Origin of the sequence: Streptomyces sp. NPDC050625 (assembly GCF_040654755.1) — a bacterium.
Classification (GTDB): domain Bacteria; phylum Actinomycetota; class Actinomycetes; order Streptomycetales; family Streptomycetaceae; genus Streptomyces.
In genome coordinates this window covers 39307-58599 of sequence record NZ_JBFAIQ010000033.1, presented here as the reverse complement: position 1 = coordinate 58599, position 19293 = coordinate 39307, and the positions used below count along the sequence as shown (strand labels likewise).

The window sequence follows — 19293 nt, the reverse complement described above, 5'->3', positions numbered from 1 at the left end:
GTCAGACCTTGGGCTGCTGCTGGGTGATGCAGTGGATGCCACCGCCACCGGAGAAGATCGTACGGGCGTCCACGAGTGTCACCGTCCGCTCCGGGAAGAGACGGCGGAAGATGCCGGCGGCCTGCTCGTCGCGCGGGTCGTCGAAGGCGCAGAGCACGACGCCGCCGTTGCAGAGGTAGTGGTTGATGTAGGAGTAGTCGGCCCAGTGGCCGTCGGCCTCCAGGACGGTCGGGGCGGCCACCTCGACGACCTCCAGCCGGCGGCCGCGCGCGTCCGTCTGGGCGCGCAGGATGCCGATGGCCTCCTTGGTCACCTCGTGGTCGGGGTGCGCCGGGTCCGGCTGGTGGTGGGCGACGACGACGCCCGGGCCGGCGAACGCGGCGACGATGTCGACATGGCCGAGGGTGCCGAAACCGTGCGGGGGATAGTCGCCGGTGAGACCGCGGGGCAGCCAGATCGCCTTGCGGGTGCCGAGGTGGGCGTGGATCTCGGCCTCCACCTCCTCGCGCGACCAGCCCGGGTTGCGCTCGGGACCGAGCTGGACCGTATGGGTCAGCAGCACCGTCCCCTCGCCGTCGACATGGATCGCGCCGCCCTCGTTGACCAGCCGCGAGGCGTACGTCCGCGCCCCCGCGAGGTCGGAGACGAACGAGGCGATCTTCGCGTCGTGCTCCCAGCGGGCCCAGCTCTGGGCGCCCCAGCCGTTGAACGTCCAGTCCACGGCGGCGAGTCCGCCGCTGCCGTCGGTCAGGAAGGTGGGCCCGATGTCGCGCATCCAGGCGTCGTCGAGGTCGCGCTCCACGGTGTCGACGTCCGGGCCGAGCAGAGTGCGGGCCTCGGCGGACTGTCCGGGGCCGCACACGACCGTCACCGGTTCGAAGCGGCGGACGGTACGGGCGACCGACGCCCAGGCGGCGCGGGAGGCGACGAGGTCGTCCGGGTCGTCGAAGGTGGGGTTGGGGCCCGGCCACGCCATCCAGGTGCGCTCGTGCGGGGTCCACTCGGCGGGCATGCGGAAGCCGTCGGCTGCGGGGGTGGTCATGGCGCGGGTCCTTAGAGGAAGTAGAGACGGTTGAGGGAGACCGAGTCGGCGGGTTCCGAGCGGAGCGGATCGCCGTCGAGGGTGACCAGGCCGGTGCGCCCGTCCACGTCGACGGTTCCGGTACGGGAGTTGAGGCGCAGGTCGGCGGGGCCGATGCCCCGGGTGCCGCGGACGGCGACCCTCCTTCTGCGCGTCGGCATCGAGTCGTTGCCCTGGTCGGCGGCGGCCCGGGCGACGAAGGCGACGGAGAGGTCGGCGGGTGTGGCGCCGTGCGCCCCGAACTGCGGGCCCAGCACCAGCGGTTCGCAGGTGTCGGTGGCCGCGTTGGGGTCGCCGGTCACGCCGTACGCCGGGAACCCGGACTTGAGGACGAGCTGCGGCTTGGCACCGAAGAACTCCGGGCGCCACAGCACGATGTCGGCGAGCTTGCCGGCCTCGATCGAGCCGACCTCATGGGCGAGGCCGTGCGCGAGGGCGGGGTTGATGGTCAGCTTGGCGAGGTAGCGCAGCACGCGGGCGTTGTCGTCGCCCTCGCCGTCGCCCTGGATCGGGCCCAGCTCGGCCTTCATCTTCCCGGCCATCGCGAAGGTACGGCGCACCGTCTCCCCCGCCCGGCCCATGCCCTGCGCGTCCGACGAGGTGATCCCGATCGCGCCCAGGTCGTGCAGCACGTCCTCGGCGCCCATGGTCCCGGCGCGGATGCGGTCCCGGGCCATGGCGGCGTCGCCGGGCAGGTCGGTCTTCAGGTCGTGGACGGAGACGATCATGCCGTAGTGCTCGGCGACCGCGTCCCGGCCGAAGGGCAGGGTCGGGTTGGTGGAGGAGCCGATGACGTTCGGCACGCCCGCCATCTTCAGCACGTTCGGCACATGTCCGCCGCCGCAGCCCTCGATGTGGAAGGCGTGGATCGTACGTCCCTCCAGGACGCGCAGGGTGTCCTCGACGGACAGGCACTCGTTCAGTCCGTCGCTGTGCAGGGCGACCTGGACGTCGTGCTCCTCGGCGACCCGCAGCGCCGTGTCCAGGGCGCGGGTGTGGGCGCCCATGTCCTCGTGCACCTTGAAGCCGGACGCGCCGCCCTCGGCGAGGGCCTCGACGAGGGGCGCGGAGCGGGACGAGGACCCGCGGCCCAGGAACCCGATGTTCACCGGCCAGGCGTCGAAGGCGTTGAACGCGTGCCGCAGCGCCCACGGCGAGTTGACCCCGACCCCCCACACCGGCCCGAACTCCTGCCCGATGATCGTGGTCACGCCGGAGGCCAGCGAGGCCTCCATGACGCGCGGGGACAGCAGATGGACATGCGTGTCGACGGCACCGGCGGTGGCGATCAGCCCCTCGCCGGACACGATGGACGTACCCGTGCCGACGACGACGTCGACCCCGTCGAGGGTGTCGGGGTTCCCGGCCCGTCCGATCGCGCAGATGCGCCCCTCGCGGATGCCGATGGAGACCTTCCGGATGCCCTGCGCCGCGTCGATCACGACGACGTTGCTGATCACCACGTCACAGGTGTCGCGGACGGCGGCGGCCTTGAGGTGCAGCCCGTCCCGGGCGGTCTTGCCGAAACCGGCCAGGAACTCGTCGCCGTAGTGCTGGGCGTCGGACTCCACCCGGACGGTGAGCCCCGAGTCCCCGAGGCGGATCCGGTCGCCGGCCCGGGGGCCGTGGGTGGCGGCGTACTCGTACGGATTCACCGCTGCGCTCCCAGGTATCCGCAGGCGGCGGCCCTGCGCAGGGCCTCTTCCCGGGCGCCCGGCGCGTCCAGCGGCCCGTCGACGAGCCCGGCGAAGCCGATCGCGATCCGCTCGCCCCCGATCGGCACGAGGCCGACCTCGACGCTCTCCCCCGGCCCGAACCGCACCGACGACCCGGCGGGTACGGCGAGCCGCATCCCGTAGGCGGCGGCGCGGGCGAAGTCGAGCCGCGGGTTGGCCTCGAAGAAGTGGAAGTGGGAGGTGACGGAGACGGGCACGGTCGCGGTGTTGGTGACCGTCAGCCGTACCGCCGGCTCGGGCTCGGTGTGCTCGGGCCCCGGAAGCAGCGCGCCCGGCGCGTCCTCGCCCAGCCCGCCCCCGATCGGGTCGGAGACGATCGCGAGCCGTGAGCCGTCGTCGAAGACGGCCTCGACATGGACCTCGGTGACGACGTCGGCGACGCCGGGCAGGACATCGGCCGGGCCGAGGACCGCGCGGCCGCGCTCGACGGCCTCGGCGAGCCTGGCGCCGTCCCGGGCGGCCTCGCAGACGGTGTCCGCGATGAGCGCGGTGGCCTCCGGCACGTTCAGCCGCAGTCCGCGGGCGCGGCGGGCGCGGGCCAGCTCGGCGGCTCCGAAGAGCAGCAGCCGGTCACGTTCCGTCGGGGTCAGTCTCATGACGCGGCACCTCCTTGCTTCCAGCAGATTAGAGCATCACTCTAAACCGAGGTTGCCGCTATCAGAAGCACCGGAGCATGAGGCCAAGCGCACCACATTGAACGTCGCTCAAACCACCGGATGAGGAGCGGGTCGCCGTCAGCCCGCCTCCAGCCCCGGCAGGAAGCGGTCGGCGCCGAACGCGGGCTTCAGGTCCGTGAACCAGGTCGCGCCCTCGTCGTAGGCCGCGAAGAACGGGCGGTCGACCAGGTCCGGGTCGCGGGCCTGGATCAGATGCAGGACGAAGACCTTCTCGCCCGCCACCTCGGCGATGCCGTCCACGCAGACCTTGCCGGGCATCGCCGACATGACCGGGCCGCGGACGGTGCGGGCGAGGCCCGAGACGCGGGCGTAGGCGTCGCGGAAGATGGTGTACCCGCGCGCCAGCGGCACCCCGAACCAGCCCTGCGGGCCCGTGTCCCGCTCCACGAACTGGTAGTACGGCACCGCGCCCAGCGAGGTCGTCTCCTCCCACAGCTCGGCCCAGGCGTCCGCGCTGTCGTTGATCCCGGCCACCAGCGGCCCCTGGCAGCGGATCACCGCGCCCGTGTCCCGCACCCGGCGCATCGCCTCCCGCACCACGGGCGGGCGGAGCTCCTGCGGGTGCGTGAAGTGGGCCATGAGCGCGAGGGTCCGGCCGCTCGCCACCACCTTCTCGAACAGCCGCAGCAGTTCGTCGGCGTCCCGGTCGGTCGTGAAGCGGTACGGCCAGAAGGCGAGCGACTTGGTGCCGATCCGCACCGAGCGGACCGTGTCGATCTCCAGCAGCGGCTCGACGTAGCGGCGCAGCACCTCCGTGCTCATCACCAGCGGGTCGCCGCCGGTGATCAGCGCGCTGGCGACCTCGGGGTGGGCGCGCAGATATTCGCTCGTGGCGGCGATGTCGTCAGTGGCGATGCGCAGGTCGGCCTCGCCGACGAACTGCGGCCAGCGGAAGCAGTAGGTGCAGTAGGCGTGGCAGGTCTGGCCCTGGCGCGGGAAGACCAGGACCGTCTCCGGGTACTTGTGCTGGAGGCCCGTGAGGCGGCGGCCCTCGTGCACGGGGACGTTGGCGTCCAGTTGCCCGGAGGGGTGCGGGTTGAGCCGCATCCGGATCTCGTGGGCCGCGCGCTGCACCTCGCCCATGGGCGCCTGACGGGCGAGCAGGTCGGCCATCGTGCGGACATCGGGCGCGGGCAGCATCCCGGACTGCGGGAAGGTCAGCCGGAAGATCGGGTCGTCGGGCACGGCCGACCAGTCGATCAGCTCGTCGACGACATAGCTGTTCGTACGGAACGGCAGGACCGCCGCCACCGCGCGCAGGGCGAGCCGGTCGGCGGGCAGCAGGGACACCCGCTGCTGGAGCAGTGCGTCCAGGTCACGGGGGGTGAAGGCGCGGAAGCGGGGGCTCGTGCGCGGTGCGGGGTGGTGCGCTGAACTCATCTTTTGCCGGGGCCCTCTATTCCGTGACCAGGACCGGGGGCCGCAACTCGACGAAGGCGGCCGCCGACGCATCGTACTTCTCCGCGAAGTGCTGGATGAGCCGTCCGTGCAGCTCGCTCTCGTCGTCGACGACGATCACCTCATGGGCCTCCGCCCTGCTCAGCGCCTGGCTGTACGCGGTGAGTTGGTCGAGCCGGCGCCGGGCGAGATAGGTGACGAGGTCGGGGGCGGCGACGTACAGGCTGTCGTCGAGGAACACGAAGCGGCAGGTGAACTCCCGGCGCCCGTCGGTGGCGTCGACGACCGTGACGGGAAGATGGGTGAACCGCTCCATCGGCTGGCCCTGCTGCCACAGTTCCTCGAAGCGCTGCTCCACGAAGGTGCCGAGCGGCGAGCGGACCGCGACCTCCAGCTGGACGCCCTCCCCGGAGAGCCTGCCGACGGTGAGGAAGGAGACCAGACAGCGCTCGTCCCAGCGGTAGAGCGTGACGCCGGGGGACGTCGAGCACAGCCGTACCTCCAGCAGTTGCCGGGAGGTGTCGTCCAGCCGGCGCGCGAACTCGTCCAGGGTGCGCAGGTTGCGCATGATGTCGCGGCGGATGTCGGCGCTCTGCTCGCCCAGCTCCCGGCCGCGCAGGATGACGGCGAGGGAGTCCGGGTCGAGCAGCAGGATCTGGACGCGGGCGCCGCTCGCGGTGGCGGACCTGACTCCCCTGAAGAGGCGCTCGGAGAACTGCGGGCCGAACAGGTTGGAGAAGGTGTCCAGCACCTTCACGTTCGAGGTCGACCTGTACACCTGTGCGGCGAACCACTCGTAGTCCAGCCGGGTGTGCTCGCGGACGCGGCCCTCCTGGGCCCGGGATATCAGCGGGCCGATGACGAACACCGTGACGGCGACGCCGACGATGTCGGTGCCGAGGTTGAGGGCGAGGTTCTGCCCGTAGTTGTCCATCGTCGAGGCCCGCCACAGCAACAGGCCCGCGACGGCGGTCAGCAGCGCCAGCACGGTGAGGCTCTGCGGTCGGCGCGGGGTCTGTAACGTCCGCATCAGCCACCGCAGTCGTGGCATCGGCGACCGTCCGCTCACGCGTGCTCCCTCCCCCGTGGACTCAGGAGATACCCGCACGGGGGAGGTGATACGCGTCGAACAAACGGTTGGGGTTCGCTCAGCCCAGCGGGTGCATCCAGCCGTGCTTGTCCTCGGCGATGCCGCGCTGGATGTCGAGGAGGGCCTGGCGGAGCCTGAGGGTGACCTCGCCGGGCTCGCCGTCGGACTGCTTCCACTCGGCGCCGGCCCGCTTGACCGTGCCGACCGGGGTGATGACGGCGGCGGTGCCGCAGGCGAAGACCTCGGTCAGGGTGCCGTTCTCGGAGTCCGTCTGCCACTGGTCGATGGAGACGCGGGCCTCCTCGGAGGCGTAGCCGAGGTCACGGGCGACGGTCAGCAGGGAGTCACGGGTGACGCCCTCCAGGATGGAGCCGGTGAGGGTGGGGGTGACGATCCGGTCGCCGTACACGAAGTACAGGTTCATGCCGCCGAGTTCCTCGACCCACTTGTGCTCGACCGCGTCGAGGTAGCAGACCTGGTCGCAGCCCTGGGCGGCGGCCTCGGCCTGGGCGAGCAGGGAGGCCGCGTAGTTACCGCCCGTCTTGGCGTCGCCCATGCCGCCGGGGACGGCGCGGACGCGGTCCTCGGACGCCCAGATGGAGACCGGCTTCACCCCGCCCGGGAAGTAGGCGCCGGCCGGGGAGGCGATGACGATGAAGAGGTACTCGTTGGCGGGCTTCACGCCCAGGCCGACCTCGGTCGCGATCATGAACGGGCGCAGATAGAGGGACTCCTCGCCGCCGTGCGCGGGCACCCAGCCCTTGTCCTGCTGGACCAGGGCGTCGCAGGCCTCGATGAACGTCTCGACCGGCAGCTCGGGCATGGCCAGGCGCTTGGCGGAACGCTGGAAACGCCTGGCGTTCTGGTCCGGGCGGAAGGTGGCGACCGAGCCGTCGGGGCGGCGGTAGGCCTTCAGTCCCTCGAAGATCTCCTGGGCGTAGTGCAGGACATTGGTCGCCGGGTCGAGGGGGATCGGCGCGTACGGAACGAGCTGGCCGTCGTGCCAGCCCCGGCCCTCGGTCCACTTGATGGTCACCATGTGGTCGGTGAAGTGGCGGCCGAAGCCGGGGCTGGCCAGGATCGCCTCCCGCTCGGCGGTGGGCAGCGGGTGAGCGGAGGGCTTGAGCTCGATCGTGGGCGTCGTCATGGGTGCTTTGTCCTTCACCGGTTGTAGTGACGGGCCGCGCTCACGCCCGCACGGCCGGTGGCCAGTGTTAGGACGTCCGAGCATTCCCTCATACCGCGGCTCCGTGTTCGATTATCGCCCGGGGGCGACGGCGGAAGGAATCGGGGTGAATGCGGCCCAGGGGTCGATGGTGGCACCCGGCGGGGACATGGGGAAGCCGCCGGGTGCTGGAGTGACCCGGCGGCTTCGAATGGTTTCGAGTGGCGCGGGTCAGCCGGCTACTCGTACGGAGAGGGCGTCGCCGATCTCGGACGTGCTGCGGGCGGACAGCCGGCCGCGCTCCGCGAGGTCGGCGGAGACGGCGTCCTCGATGCGGGCGGCCTCCGTCTCGTAGCCGAGGTGGCGCAGCAGGAGGGCGACGGACAGGACCGTGGCGGAGGGGTCGGCCTTGCCCTGGCCGGCGATGTCCGGGGCCGAGCCGTGCACCGGCTCGAACATGGACGGGAACTCGCCGCCCGGGTTGATGTTGCCGGAGGCGGCGACGCCGATACCGCCGGAGACGGCCGCGGCGAGGTCGGTGATGATGTCGCCGAAGAGGTTGTCGGTGACGATGACGTCGAACCGCTCGGGCTGGGTGACGAGGTAGATCGTCGCGGCGTCGACGTGGATGTACTCGGTGGTGACCTCGGGGTACTCCGCGGCCACCGCGTTGAAGATGTTCGTCCACAGGTGCCCGGCGAAGGTCAGCACGTTGTTCTTGTGGACCAGCGTGAGCTTCTTGCGCGGGCGGGCCTGGGCACGGGCGAAGGCGTCGCGGACCACGCGCTCGACACCGAAGGCCGTGTTCACGGAGACCTCGGTGGCGACCTCGTGCGGCGTGCCCTTGCGGATGGTGCCGCCATTGCCCGTGTAGGGGCCCTCGGTGCCCTCGCGGACGACGACGAAGTCGATCTCCGGCTGGCCGGCCAGCGGGGTGGCGACGCCGGGGAGGAGCTTCGACGGACGCAGGTTGACGTGGTGGTCGAAGGCGAAGCGGAGCTTGAGCAGGAAGCCGCGCTCCAGCACGCCGGACGGGACCGACGGGTCGCCGATGGCGCCGAGCAGGATGGCGTCGTGCTGCTTCAGCGCGTCGAGGTCGGCGTCGGTGAGGGTCTCACCGGTGGCGTGGTAGCGCCTGGCGCCGAAGTCGTACTCCTTGGTCTCCAGCTTCACATCCTGCGGAAGGACGGCGGAGAGGACCTTGAGGCCTTCGGCCACGACTTCCTGGCCGATGCCGTCACCGGGGATCACTGCGAGATTGATGCTGCGAGACATGCCCGGCACCCTACTCCTCGTCCCATGGGATGACATGGGCTGTCCGCCATCCGGACACTCCGAAAGGGGGACGGCGTCATCCCGTTGGCTGGCGTTCACCCGTACGTGCAGCGGGCGTTGGCGTTCGCTGGGAAGTTCACCTGCATGGAAACCCCCGACGTCGGCATTCCGCCGCAGCTGGCCTGCCGGATGAGCATGGCCGAGCAGTACGAGTACGTGCACACCCGGCTCACCCGGCGCCGCACGCTGGTGACGGCGGGCGCGGTGGCGGGCGGGCTGCTGGCCGGCTGCTCGACGGGGTCCGGCAGCGCGACGGCGAGCGCGGCGCCGGCCACGGCGACCTCCCGGGTCCGCGGTTCCGCGATCCGTCCGTTCGGCCGCCATCTCGCCTTCGGTTCGGACCCGAAGACCCGGATGCGGATCTCCTGGCAGGTGCCGTTCGCGGTCAGGAAGCCGTTCGTACGGGTCGGGTTGCGCCCCGACGACCTGGGCCGCCGCATCGAGGCCGAGGTACGCGCCCTGCACACGCCGGGCGTGCAGGGGGTGCGCTCGGCGGTCGACCAGTACTACGTGCACGCGGCCCTGGACGGTCTGAAGCCCGGCACCACGTACTACTACGGCGTCGGCCACGACGGCTGGGACCCGGTCTCCCCCGCCCACCGCTCGACGATCGCCTCCTTCCGCACGGCCCCCGCGAGCCCGGAGCGGTTCGTCTTCACCGCCTTCGGCGACCAGGGCGTGGGCACGGGCGCGAGCGCCAACGACGATCTGCTGCTGCGCCAGAAGCCGGCGTTCCATCTGCACGCGGGTGACATCTGCTACGCGGACGTCAACGGCGCGGGCAAGAAGTCGGACGGGTACGACCCGCGGTTCTGGGACCTGTTCCTGAAGCAGACCGAGTCGGTGGCGAGGTCGGTGCCGTGGATGGTGACCACCGGCAACCACGACATGGAGGCCTGGTACTCACCGGAGGGCTACGGCGGCCAGGTGTCCCGCTTCTCCCTGCCGGACAGCGGCTTCGACCCGCACCACGCGCCGGGCGTGTACGCGTTCACCTACGGCAACGTCGGCTTCGTGGCGCTGGACGCCAACGACGTGTCGTACGAGATCCCCGCCAACCTCGGGTTCACCCAGGGCCGGCAGACGCGGTGGCTGGACCGGAAGCTCGGTGAGCTGCGGGCGGCGAAGGGGGTCGACTTCGTGGTCGTCTTCTTCCACCACTGCGCGTACTCGACCTCCCAGCACGCCTCCGACGGCGGCGTCCGCGCGGAGTGGCTGCCGCTGTTCGCCAAGCACCAGGTGGACCTGGTGATCAACGGGCACAACCATGTGTACGAGCGGACGGACGCGATCAGGAAGGGCGAGGTCGGCCGGACCGTGCCGATCGGCGCGTCGACGGATCCCACGCGCGACGGGATCGTGTACGTGACCGCGGGCGGCGGCGGGCGGAACCTCTACTCGTTCCCCTCGGGGGTCAAGGACAGCTACGAGGGGCACGTCACCCGGCACGACGCGGTGAAGACCTTCCACTGGACCAAGTCCCACGGTCCCAGCGCGGAGTCGGTGGAGTGGTCGAGGGCGCGGTACACCGGCTTCTCCTTCCTCTCGGTGGAGGCGGAGGCGGGTACGACCCCGAGGCTGAAGGTGTCGGCGCTGGCGCAGAACGGGAAGCGGATCGACCACTTCGAGGTGCGGCGCGGCGGATGAGACCACCACGCCACACCCCGATCGGGTGCGGCTCCCGGCTGTGGGGTGTGGCACGAGCCACCCGAGCGGGCGAGTGGCACGTGTAACACGTGAGGTGTGCGGCTCCGTGCGGCTCAGTGGCCGGTCTCGCCGCCGTTGTCACGGCGGTCGAGGGCGCGCTGGAGCGCGGCGGCGGCGTTCTTGCGGTCGGACTCGCTCGTGCGGGTCACGTGGCGGACTCGGCGGCGGACGGTCGTCTCGGCCATGGGAAATCGACTCCTTCGACGAACGTGGAGTTCGGCAGGGGGATACGAGACGCCGGAAGGGGCGGGGAGCGGTGCCGCAGGGGTTGCCTGCACGGGGCCCGGCTCACGACCGCCATTCGCTTGGTCGAGCGAGACGTTCGGCTTCTACAAAACTAAGCGAGGGACGCGCTTCTGTCTCCACAATTACTCGGACTTCCTACTATCTGAGACGGCGGATTGCGTCACACCGCCGTGAGCTGGGCTTTCACCCCGTGTGGAAGGCAGGACCCGCTACTCCTGTCAGAGCACGTCCCCGTCACGCCAGTCGAAGACCAGTTCCTGGCCGGGGTCGAGCGGACCGGCGAGCGCGGGGCGCAGATGGACGCTCCCTTCCTCCTCCGGCAGATGGACGATGCCGTCCGGGGAGAGCGCGCAGACACGGCCGGTCCAGGGCCGCCAGCCACGGGCCGCGTAGAGCCGGGCGCCGTCGTCGCTCGCGGACAGCGCGCCGAGGTCGTAGGCCCGGTCGACGAACCGCTCCAGCGCCTCCATCACCCGCCCGCCCAGCCCGGTTCGGCGCACCTCGGGCCGCACCCCGACGGCCTCGACGTACCCGACCCGCAGCCAGCGCCCGCGATGCCGGGCACGACGCATCACCACCGAACCGTGGGCGACGAGCCCGGAGCCGTCGTGCACCAGGGCGTGCACACCGCCGAGCCCGTGCTCGAAGTCCTCGTCCCCGAACTCACCGCCGAAGGCGTCGTCGAGGAGGGCACGAACGGCACGGAGTTCGGCGGGGGTGAGCTCGGCCGTGTGGGCGGTGCGCAGACGGGGGGTCATGGATCGAGTATCCCCGTCGTACGTGCCGGGAATTGGAGACGGGCCGGGGAGCCTGCTCGGGGGGGTCAGGCTTCCCGGCCCGTGTTCGGGAGGGCTGGTCAGCCCATGTGCGGGTAGGAGTAGTCGGTCGGCGCGACCAGCGTCTCCTTGATGGCGCGGGTCAGGGTCCAGCGCAGCAGGTTCTGCGGGGCGCCGGCCTTGTCGTTGGTGCCGGAGGAGCGGCCGCCGCCGAAGGGCTGCTGGCCGACGACGGCGCCGGTCGACTTGTCGTTGATGTAGAAGTTGCCCGCCGCGTAGCGGAGCTTCTCCATCGTGTACGCGGCCGCCGCACGGTCGTTGGAGATGACCGAGCCGGTCAGGGCGTAGTCGGACACCGACTCCATCTGGGTCAGCATCTCGTCGTACTGGTCGTCCTCGTAGACGTAGACGCCGAGGAACGGGCCGAAGTACTCGGTGCGGAACACCTCGTTGGCCGGGTCGGTGCACTCGACGACGGTCGGGCGGACGAAGTAGCCGACCGAGTCGTCGTAGGAGCCGCCCGCGACGATCGTGCAGGTCGGGTCCTCCTTGGCGCGGTCGATCGCGGCCTTGTTCTTGGCGAAGGCACGGTCGTCGATCACGGCGCCGATGAAGTTCGACAGGTCGGTGACGTCACCCATGGTCAGGTAGTCGACCTCGGCCGCGAACTCCTCCTTGAAGCCCGAGTTCCAGATGGAGGCCGGGATGTAGGCGCGGGAGGTGGCCGAGCACTTCTGGCCCTGGTACTCGAAGGCACCGCGGGTCAGGGCGGTCTTCAGGACGGCGCGGTCGGCGCTCGGGTGGGCGACCAGGAAGTCCTTGCCGCCGGTCTCGCCGACCAGACGTGGGTAGGAGCGGTACTTCTCGATGTTGTTGCCGACCGTCTTCCACAGGTACTGGAAGGTCCTGGTCGAGCCGGTGAAGTGGATGCCCGCGAGGTCACGGTGTTCCAGGGCGACCTTGGAGACCTCGATGCCGTCACCGGTGACGAGGTTGATGACGCCCTTGGGCAGACCGGCCTCCTCCAGCAGCTGCATGAGCAGCACGGCGGCGTGGGTCTGCGTCGGGGACGGCTTCCAGACCACCACGTTGCCCATCAGAGCGGGCGCGGTGGGCAGGTTGCCTGCGATCGCGCTGAAGTTGAACGGCGTGATCGCGTAGACGAAGCCCTCCAGCGGGCGGTGGTCCAGACGGTTCCAGACGCCCGGGGAGTTGGCCGGGGGCTGCTCGGCCAGGATCTGGCGGGCGTAGTGGACGTTGAAGCGCCAGAAGTCGATCAGCTCACAGGGGCTGTCGATCTCGGCCTGCTGGGCGGTCTTGGACTGGCCGAGCATGGTGGAGGCGGCGATGGTCTCGCGCCAGGGGCCGGCCAGCAGCTCGGCGGCGCGCAGGATGATCGCCGCGCGGTCGTCGAAGGACATCGCGCGCCAGGCAGGCGCGGCCGCGAGGGCGGCGTCGATGGCGTCCTGCGCGTCCTGCTGGGTGGCGTTGCGGAGCGTGCCGATGACGGCCTTGTGGTTGTGCGGCTGGACGACCTGGAAGGCCTCGCCGCCGCCCATCCGCTTCTCCCCGCCGATGGTCATCGGCAGCTCGATCGGGTTCTCGGCCAGCTCCTTGAGCTTGGCCTCCAGCCGGGCACGCTCGGGCGAGCCGGGGGCGTAGCCGTGCACCGGCTCGTTGACGGGGGTGGGGACCTGGGTCACAGCGTCCATGAGATCCGTAACTCCTTGATCTTGAGCGGGTGTTCGGGTTCAGCCCTTGCTGACCATCGAGCGGAGGAAGAACCGGAGGTTGGCCGGCTTCTCCGCGAGGCGGCGCATGAAGTAGCCGTACCAGTCGGTTCCGTAGGCGGTGTAGACGCGCATGCGGTGGCCCTCGGCGGCCAGGCGCAGGTGCTCGTCGCTGCGGATGCCGTAGAGCATCTGGAACTCGTACTCGTCCATCTTGCGCCCGGCCTGGTGGGCGAGCTCCTGCGCGATGGAGATCAGCCGGGGGTCGTGGGAGCCGATCATCGGGTACCCCTCGCCCTCCATCAGAGTCTTCAGGATGCGGACGTACGCCTTGTCGATCTCGTGCTTCTGCTGGTACGCGACCTCGGCGGGCTCCTTGTACGCGCCCTTCACGAGCCGTACCCGGCTGCCGGCCGCGGCGAGGCGGCGGGCGTCGGCCTCGGTGCGGAAGAGGTAGGCCTGGATGACGCAGCCGGTCTGCGGGTGGTCCTTCCGCAGCTCCTCGTGGATGGCGAACATCGAGTCGAGGGTGGTGTGGTCCTCGGCGTCGAGGGTGACCGTGGTGCCGATCGCGGCGGCGGCCTCGACGACCGGGCGGACGTTCTCCAGGGCGAGCTCGTGGCCGCCCTCCAGCGCCTGGCCGAACATCGAGAGCTTGACCGACATCTCGACCTTCGGGCCGAGCTGAAGGTCCTTGAGGCGCTCGATGAGCTGCAGGTACGCATCCCGGGCGGCGGTGGCCTGCCCGGGGGTGGTGATGTCCTCGCCGACGACGTCCATGGTCAGTTCCAGGCCCCTGGTGGTGAGGTCCTGGATGATCGGGACGATCTCGTCGACGGTCTCGCCGGGGATGAAGCGGTCGACGACCTGCTTGGTCACCGGGGCCGCCGAGATCAGACGACGCATCCGGTCGCTGCGCGACGCGGCGAGAATCACGGGACCCAGCACGGGGCACCTCCACAACAAGACCTACGGAATGCCGACCCGAAGCAGATGATTTTTTGGGTACGGCACGGAGAACCACCGTGAAACCTAAGGATCTCTCCGATCGTCTGCCATCGACAGCTGTCACGCATCCGTTCCCCGGATCTCAGACAGTTGTATGAAGGCGGTACGGAAATGCGGGAGAATGCCCGCGTGACGGCCGATTACAAGGGTGACTACCAGGAGCTGGTCGACGAGATCTCGGAGCTCCTGGACGCGCCCGCGACGCTGGAGAACCGCGACTTCGAGCTGATCGCCTTCGGTGCCTACGACAGCGAGGGCGAGCTCGACCCCTCGGCCCTGGACCCGGTCCGCACCCGCTCGATCCTGACCCGGCGCTCCACGGCGGCGGTCCGGACGTGGTTCGAGGGCTTCGGCATCACCCGGGCGACGGGACCCGTCCGCATCCCGCCCACCCCGGAGGCGGGGGTGTACCGGGGACGAATCTGCCTTCCGGTACGCCATCGGGGTGTCGTCCTCGGTTACGTCTGGCTCCTGGACGACGATCCGGGCCCGAGCGAGCGGCAGCTGACGGCGGCGATGGCGGTCACGGCCCGTATCGGCGCGCTGCTCGCGGACGAGGCGCAGGCCGGGGCCGACCTCACCCGGGAGCTGCGGGCGGTGCTGACGGCCGAGCCCGGCTGGCAGCGGGACATGGCGGTGGCCGAGCTGCGCACGGCTCTGGGGGCTCGGGCGGACGGCCCGCACACGGTGGTCTGTGTCGCTCCCTGGCCCTCGGCCGACCCCGAGCAGGCGCCCTCCGTCCGTACGGTCCCGCACGCCACGACGCTGTGCACGGTGCCGTGGGGGGCGACGGACCAGAGCCTGGCGGTCCTGATTCGGCTCCGCGCGACGGACGTGACGACACCGGCACTCGCGGCGGCTGCCCGACTGCTGAAGGAAGTGGAAAAGGGCCGAACAGTCCGCGCCGCCGGAATCGGTGAGCCCCGAGTCGGCCTGCTGGACCTGGGCACGGCATGGCAGGAGGCGACAGCCGCCGCGCGCGCCGCGCTGGCCGAGCCACACCTGGGGCCGGTCGCCGAGTGGGGACGCATCGGCCCGTACCGCTTGCTGACCGCGCTCCCGCCGGAAGCCGCCCACGACCCGGTACTGGACCAGCTCCTCTCCCCCGCCCATCAGGAGCTGGCCCGCACGGCCGAGATCTACCTCGACTGCGCGGGCCAGGCCAGCCGCGCGGCCGCCGAGCTGGGCATCCACCGCCAGACCCTGTACTACCGCCTCTCCCGGGTGGAACAGCTGACGGGCCTGACCCTGGACGACGGCGAGGACCGCCTGCTCCTGCACATGGCTCTGAAGAGGGCCCGGCTCTAGTGCCCTGTCGTCAGGTCCGGGTGGCGGCCTCGATGATCTGGCGCAGGCCCTCCGTCAGCACCTCCCCGTCGGGGGCGGTCTTGGGGTCGAAGGTCCACTGGGCGATCAGGCCCGTCATCAGGGTCACGTAGAACCTGCCGAGGGTGTCCGCGGTCTCGTCCGGGACGTCCTCTTCCCGGCCGCCCATGAGCAGCGGGATGAGACCTCGGCCGGCCTCCCGCTGGGCGAGCGCCAGATGGTCGCGGACCTCGGGCAGTTGGTCGCCCATGACCACGATCTCCATGCTGAGGCGCCACATCGAACCGGGCTCACGCATCGTGGCGGTGATGTTCGACCACACCCACCGGAAACGTTCCAGGGACCCGGGCGCGCCCTCCGGCTCGACGGCGCCTCCTCCGTCGAAGGCGCCGGACATGCTCTCCACCAGTGCGACATAGGCCTGCGCCAGCAACGCGTCCTTCGAGCCGTAGTGATAGCCGATCGAGGCGAGGTTCGTCCCCGACTCCTTGACGATGTCGCGCGCCGTGGTGCGCGCGAACCCCTTCTCCAGCAGGCAGCGCTTGGCGCCTTCGAGCAGATCCTCACGGTGTCCCATGCGGACCAGCCTACCGCCGATCCATACAAGCGTCCTAGACGCATGACCTATACAAACGTTCTAGACAAGCGTTTAAGACGCTTGTACATTCGCTGTCATGACGAACACGACGAGCACCACCACGACCCCGACCGCCCGTGCCGGCCGCCGAGAATGGACGGCGCTCGGTGTCCTGATGCTTCCGCTGCTGCTGGTCTCGATGGACGTCTCGGTCCTCTACTTCGCGGTCCCGGCCATCAGCGCGGACCTGCGGCCGACCGGCACCCAGCAGCTGTGGATCTTCGACATCTACGGCTTCGTCCTGGCCGGCCTGCTGATGACGATGGGCTCGCTCGGCGACCGCATCGGCCGCCGCCGGCTCCTGCTCATGGGCGCCGCCGCCTTCAGTGCCGCCTCGCTCCTCGCGGCCTACGCGAACAGCGCCGAGACCCTGATCGCCGCCCGCGCGGTCCTCGGCATCGGCGGCGCGACCCTGCTGCCGTCCACCATGGGGCTGCTGCGCACGATGTTCACCGACCCCGGCCAGCGTGCGAAGGCGATCGGCCTGTGGTCCGGCGTGATGACGGGCGGGATCGCGCTCGGCTCGGTCATGAGCGGCGTACTCGTCGAGCACTTCTGGTGGGGCTCGGTCTTCCTGGTCAACCTGCCCGCGATGGCGCTGCTGCTGATCCTCGGCCCGTTCCTGCTCCCCGAGTCGAAGAACCCGAACCCCGGTCGCTTCGACTGGCAGAGCGTCCCCCTGTCGATGGCCGCCGTGCTCCCCGTGATCTACGGCCTGAAGCAGATCCCTTCCGAGGGCTGGGACCTGCGCTACGGCGCCTCGATCGCCGTCGGTCTGCTCTTCACCGCACTGTTCGTCCGCCGGCAGCGCACCGCGGCCTCCCCGCTGATCCCGCCGGCCCTGTTCCGCGGCCAAGGATTCACCCCGGCGGTGGTCCTGACCCTCGTCTCCGCGTTCGGCATGATGGGCTCGGCCATCTTCACCACCCAGTACCTGCAGTCGGTCCTCGGCAAGAGCCCGCTCGAAGCAGCGCTGTGGAGCCTGCTCCCGTCGGTGTTCATCGGCATGGCCGCACCGGTGACGACCCAGATCGTCCAGAAGGGCGCCGACCGCGGGTACGTCGTCGCCGCCGGCTTCGCCATCACGGCGGGCGGATACGCGATGCTCGCCCTCGTGGGCACCGACTCCCTGTGGCTCACGCTCACCGCGGCCGGCGTGCTGGCCTGCGGGGTCGTGGTGGTCATGTCGCAGCTGACCGACCTCGCGATGGGCACCGCCCCCGTCGAGCGGGCGGGCACGGCCTCCTCCCTCCTGGAGACCGGCACCGAGTTCGGCGGCGCGCTCGGCATGGCGGTCCTCGGCTCCATCGGCACGGCTCTCTACCGCCACGAGATCCCGGACTCGGCCCCGGCCGCGGCCCGCGAGACCCTGGGCGGCGCGCTGGCGACCGCCACCCGGCTGCCGGGCCACACCGGCGACGCCCTGGTCACGACGGCCCGGGAGGCGTTCGTCAGTGGGATGCAGGGCGCGGCGATCGCCGGGGCGGTGCTCCTCGCGGGGGCGGCGGCCGGGGCGGCGCTGACCCTGCGCCGGATCCGCCCGAGGCAGCCGGAGGCGGTGCAGGACCCGGTCGCCGGATGAACCGACACACAGCGAAGCGCCGGGCGGGCTGGATCAACCAGCCCACCCGGCGCTTCGCCGCAAGGTGACGTGTCTCAGACCAGGTTCACCGAACGGGCGAACGTCGCCCCGATCTCGTCGGCCACCTCGCCCAGTACGCCGGAGGCAACCGTGTCGTCGACCGTCAGGACCGCCAGCGCCTCGCCGCCGGCCACCGCACGGGCGACCTGCATGCCGGCGATGTTGATGCCCGCCTCGCCGAGGATGCGGCCGACGGTGCCGACGACACCCGGACGGTCCTCGTAGCGCAGGACGACCATGTGCTCGGCGAGCGCGAGGTCCACGTCGTAGTCGCCGACCGCGACGATCTTCTGGAGGTGCTTGGGGCCGGCCAGGGTGCCGGAGACCGACACCTCCTCGCCGGTGCCGAGCGTGCCGCGCACGGTCACCACGTTGCGGTGGTCCGTCGCCTCGGAGCTGGTGGTCAGCCGGACCTCGACACCGCGCTCCTGGGCGAACAGCGGCGCGTTGACGTACGACACGGTCTCGTCGACGACGTCCTCGAAGACGCCCTTGAGCGCGGACAGCTCCAGCACCTTCACGTCGTGCTGGGTGATCTCGCCGTACACCTCGACGTCGAGGCGGACCGCGACCTCGCCCGCGAGCGCGGTGAAGATGCGGCCGAGACGCTCGGCGAGCGGCAGACCCGGCTTGACGTCCTCGGCGATGACACCGCCCTGCACGTTCACCGCGTCCGGCACCAGCTCACCGGCGAGGGCGAGGCGCACGGACTTGGCGACGGCGATGCCCGCCTTCTCCTGGGCCTCGTCGGTGGAGGCGCCGAGGTGCGGGGTGCAGACGACCTGGTCGAACTGGAACAGCGGGGAGTCGGTGCACGGCTCCTTCGCGTAGACGTCCAGTCCGGCGCCCGCGACGCGGCCCTCCTTGAGCGCCGAGTACAGCGCCTCCTCGTCGACGATCCCGCCGCGCGCCGCGTTGACGATGCGCACGCTCGGCTTGACCTTGCGCAGCGCGTCCTCACCGATGAGGCCGAGGGTCTCGGGGGTCTTCGGCAGGTGCACGGTGATGAAGTCGGCGACTTCGAGGAGTTCGTCCAGCGAGAGGACCTTCACGCCCATCTGCGCCGCGCGCGCGGGCTGGACGTAGGGGTCGTACGCGACGACCTTCATGCCGAACGCGGACATCCGCTGCGCGACGAGGGCACCGATGCGGCCCAGGCCCACGACGCCCAGCGTCTTCTCGGCCAGCTCCACGCCGGTGTACTTGCTGCGCTTCCACTCGCCGTTCTTCAGCGCGGCGTTGGCCTGCGGGATGTTGCGGGCGGTGGCGACGATCAGACCGCAGGCCAGCTCGGCGGCGGTCACGATGTTGGAGGTGGGGGCGTTGACGACCATCACGCCGGCCTTGGTGGCGGACGAGACGTCGACGTTGTCCAGGCCGACGCCGGCACGCGCGACGACCTTCAGCTTCTTGGCCGCGGCGATCGCCTCGGCATCGACCTTGGTGGCGGAACGGATCAGGATCGCGTCCACCTCGGCGATGGCCGGGAGCAGCTCGGCGCGGTCCGCGCCGTTGCAGTGCCGGATCTCGAAGTCGGGGCCGAGTGCGTCCACGGTCGCGGGCGACAGCTCTTCAGCGATGAGTACGACAGGTTTCGAGCTCACGTGAGGTCCTCACAAGTCCAAAGCATGCGGACGGCCGTCCCGACGGCCGCAGGCGGAGGAGGGGCTAGCCGCGGAAGACGCACGACGCTGTGGGCCTGACGCGTTTGTTGAGCAGCAGTGTAGTTGCGCGGCGGA

Annotated in this window: 16 protein-coding genes; 3 read left to right on the top strand and 13 right to left on the bottom strand. The window is 70.7% G+C overall.

Going from position 1 to position 19293, the window contains the following annotated elements; translation table 11 throughout:
* Position 1: 1 nt before the first annotated feature.
* The 7 genes from AB0I54_RS40465 to AB0I54_RS40435 form a co-directional block, all read right to left on the bottom strand.
* Positions 2 to 1042, bottom strand: a complete 1041-nt coding sequence (locus AB0I54_RS40465; protein WP_363301330.1) for an agmatine deiminase family protein — start codon at positions 1040 to 1042, stop codon at positions 2 to 4.
* Between the two features lie 11 nt (positions 1043 to 1053).
* On the bottom strand, positions 1054 to 2736 hold the full coding sequence (locus tag AB0I54_RS40460) for an urease subunit alpha (protein ID WP_363301329.1): 1683 nt from the start codon (positions 2734 to 2736) through the stop codon (positions 1054 to 1056).
* Positions 2733 to 3413, bottom strand: coding sequence for an urease subunit gamma (gene ureA / locus AB0I54_RS40455; RefSeq protein ID WP_363301328.1), 681 nt, complete (start codon positions 3411 to 3413; stop codon positions 2733 to 2735). Before ureA ends, AB0I54_RS40460 begins: the two co-directional genes overlap by 4 nt.
* 138 nt (positions 3414 to 3551) lie before the next feature.
* Positions 3552 to 4874, bottom strand: coding sequence for a lysine 2,3-aminomutase (locus AB0I54_RS40450; protein WP_363301327.1), 1323 nt, complete (start codon positions 4872 to 4874; stop codon positions 3552 to 3554).
* A gap of 16 nt (positions 4875 to 4890) precedes the next feature.
* Positions 4891 to 5961 carry a hypothetical protein gene (locus AB0I54_RS40445; protein ID WP_363301326.1) on the bottom strand — a complete coding sequence of 357 codons (1071 nt, stop codon included), beginning with the start codon at positions 5959 to 5961 and terminating at the stop codon, positions 4891 to 4893.
* Between the two features lie 79 nt (positions 5962 to 6040).
* Positions 6041 to 7129, bottom strand: coding sequence for a branched-chain amino acid aminotransferase (locus tag AB0I54_RS40440; protein WP_363301325.1), 1089 nt, complete (start codon positions 7127 to 7129; stop codon positions 6041 to 6043).
* 249 nt (positions 7130 to 7378) lie between these two features.
* Positions 7379 to 8422 (bottom strand): 3-isopropylmalate dehydrogenase, encoded by a 1044-nt coding sequence (locus AB0I54_RS40435; RefSeq protein WP_363301324.1) that lies wholly within the window; start codon positions 8420 to 8422, stop codon positions 7379 to 7381.
* A 144-nt stretch (positions 8423 to 8566) separates the two neighbouring features.
* On the opposite strand from AB0I54_RS40435, the gene AB0I54_RS40430 reads away from it, so the two are divergent.
* Positions 8567 to 10129: a metallophosphoesterase family protein gene (locus AB0I54_RS40430; RefSeq protein WP_363301323.1), complete on the top strand. Its 1563-nt coding sequence runs from the start codon at positions 8567 to 8569 to the stop codon at positions 10127 to 10129.
* A 113-nt stretch (positions 10130 to 10242) separates the two neighbouring features.
* Here the strand turns inward: AB0I54_RS40430 and AB0I54_RS40425 are convergent, their stop codons facing one another.
* The 4 genes from AB0I54_RS40425 to AB0I54_RS40410 form a co-directional block, all read right to left on the bottom strand.
* Complete coding sequence (locus AB0I54_RS40425) at positions 10243 to 10374, bottom strand: hypothetical protein (RefSeq protein WP_153545374.1); 132 nt, start codon at positions 10372 to 10374, stop codon at positions 10243 to 10245.
* A gap of 279 nt (positions 10375 to 10653) precedes the next feature.
* Positions 10654 to 11193: a GNAT family N-acetyltransferase gene (locus AB0I54_RS40420; RefSeq protein ID WP_363301322.1), complete on the bottom strand. Its 540-nt coding sequence runs from the start codon at positions 11191 to 11193 to the stop codon at positions 10654 to 10656.
* Between the two features lie 98 nt (positions 11194 to 11291).
* Complete coding sequence (gene pruA / locus AB0I54_RS40415; RefSeq protein ID WP_363301321.1) at positions 11292 to 12923, bottom strand: L-glutamate gamma-semialdehyde dehydrogenase; 1632 nt, start codon at positions 12921 to 12923, stop codon at positions 11292 to 11294.
* Positions 12924 to 12962: 39 nt separating this feature from the next.
* Complete coding sequence (locus AB0I54_RS40410; RefSeq protein ID WP_363301320.1) at positions 12963 to 13889, bottom strand: proline dehydrogenase family protein; 927 nt, start codon at positions 13887 to 13889, stop codon at positions 12963 to 12965.
* Positions 13890 to 14060: 171 nt separating this feature from the next.
* Here AB0I54_RS40410 and AB0I54_RS40405 point away from each other — a divergent pair, with 171 nt between their 5' ends.
* Positions 14061 to 15257, top strand: a complete 1197-nt coding sequence (locus AB0I54_RS40405) for a helix-turn-helix domain-containing protein (RefSeq protein ID WP_363301319.1) — start codon at positions 14061 to 14063, stop codon at positions 15255 to 15257.
* 10 nt (positions 15258 to 15267) lie between these two features.
* Here the strand turns inward: AB0I54_RS40405 and AB0I54_RS40400 are convergent, their stop codons facing one another.
* Complete coding sequence (locus AB0I54_RS40400; protein ID WP_363301318.1) at positions 15268 to 15852, bottom strand: TetR/AcrR family transcriptional regulator; 585 nt, start codon at positions 15850 to 15852, stop codon at positions 15268 to 15270.
* A 97-nt stretch (positions 15853 to 15949) separates the two neighbouring features.
* On the opposite strand from AB0I54_RS40400, the gene AB0I54_RS40395 reads away from it, so the two are divergent.
* On the top strand, positions 15950 to 17494 hold the full coding sequence (locus AB0I54_RS40395) for an MFS transporter (RefSeq protein ID WP_363301317.1): 1545 nt from the start codon (positions 15950 to 15952) through the stop codon (positions 17492 to 17494).
* Between the two features lie 74 nt (positions 17495 to 17568).
* Here the strand turns inward: AB0I54_RS40395 and serA are convergent, their stop codons facing one another.
* A complete protein-coding gene (gene serA, locus AB0I54_RS40390; RefSeq protein WP_363301316.1) occupies positions 17569 to 19158 on the bottom strand; it encodes a phosphoglycerate dehydrogenase in 1590 nt (529 codons plus the stop codon).
* Positions 19159 to 19293 lie beyond the last annotated feature (135 nt).

Coding starts and splice junctions, on each gene's coding strand:
- AB0I54_RS40465 (WP_363301330.1), bottom strand. CDS start 1,042: ATGACCACCCCCGCAGCCGACGGCTTCCGCATGCCCGCCGAGTGGACC.
- ureA (WP_363301328.1), bottom strand. CDS start 3,413: ATGAGACTGACCCCGACGGAACGTGACCGGCTGCTGCTCTTCGGAGCC.
- AB0I54_RS40450 (WP_363301327.1), bottom strand. CDS start 4,874: ATGAGTTCAGCGCACCACCCCGCACCGCGCACGAGCCCCCGCTTCCGC.
- AB0I54_RS40440 (WP_363301325.1), bottom strand. CDS start 7,129: ATGACGACGCCCACGATCGAGCTCAAGCCCTCCGCTCACCCGCTGCCC.
- AB0I54_RS40435 (WP_363301324.1), bottom strand. CDS start 8,422: ATGTCTCGCAGCATCAATCTCGCAGTGATCCCCGGTGACGGCATCGGC.
- AB0I54_RS40430 (WP_363301323.1), top strand. CDS start 8,567: ATGGAAACCCCCGACGTCGGCATTCCGCCGCAGCTGGCCTGCCGGATG.
- AB0I54_RS40425 (WP_153545374.1), bottom strand. CDS start 10,374: ATGGCCGAGACGACCGTCCGCCGCCGAGTCCGCCACGTGACCCGCACG.
- AB0I54_RS40420 (WP_363301322.1), bottom strand. CDS start 11,193: ATGACCCCCCGTCTGCGCACCGCCCACACGGCCGAGCTCACCCCCGCC.
- pruA (WP_363301321.1), bottom strand. CDS start 12,923: ATGGACGCTGTGACCCAGGTCCCCACCCCCGTCAACGAGCCGGTGCAC.
- AB0I54_RS40405 (WP_363301319.1), top strand. CDS start 14,061: ATGCGGGAGAATGCCCGCGTGACGGCCGATTACAAGGGTGACTACCAG.
- AB0I54_RS40400 (WP_363301318.1), bottom strand. CDS start 15,852: ATGGGACACCGTGAGGATCTGCTCGAAGGCGCCAAGCGCTGCCTGCTG.
- AB0I54_RS40395 (WP_363301317.1), top strand. CDS start 15,950: ATGACGAACACGACGAGCACCACCACGACCCCGACCGCCCGTGCCGGC.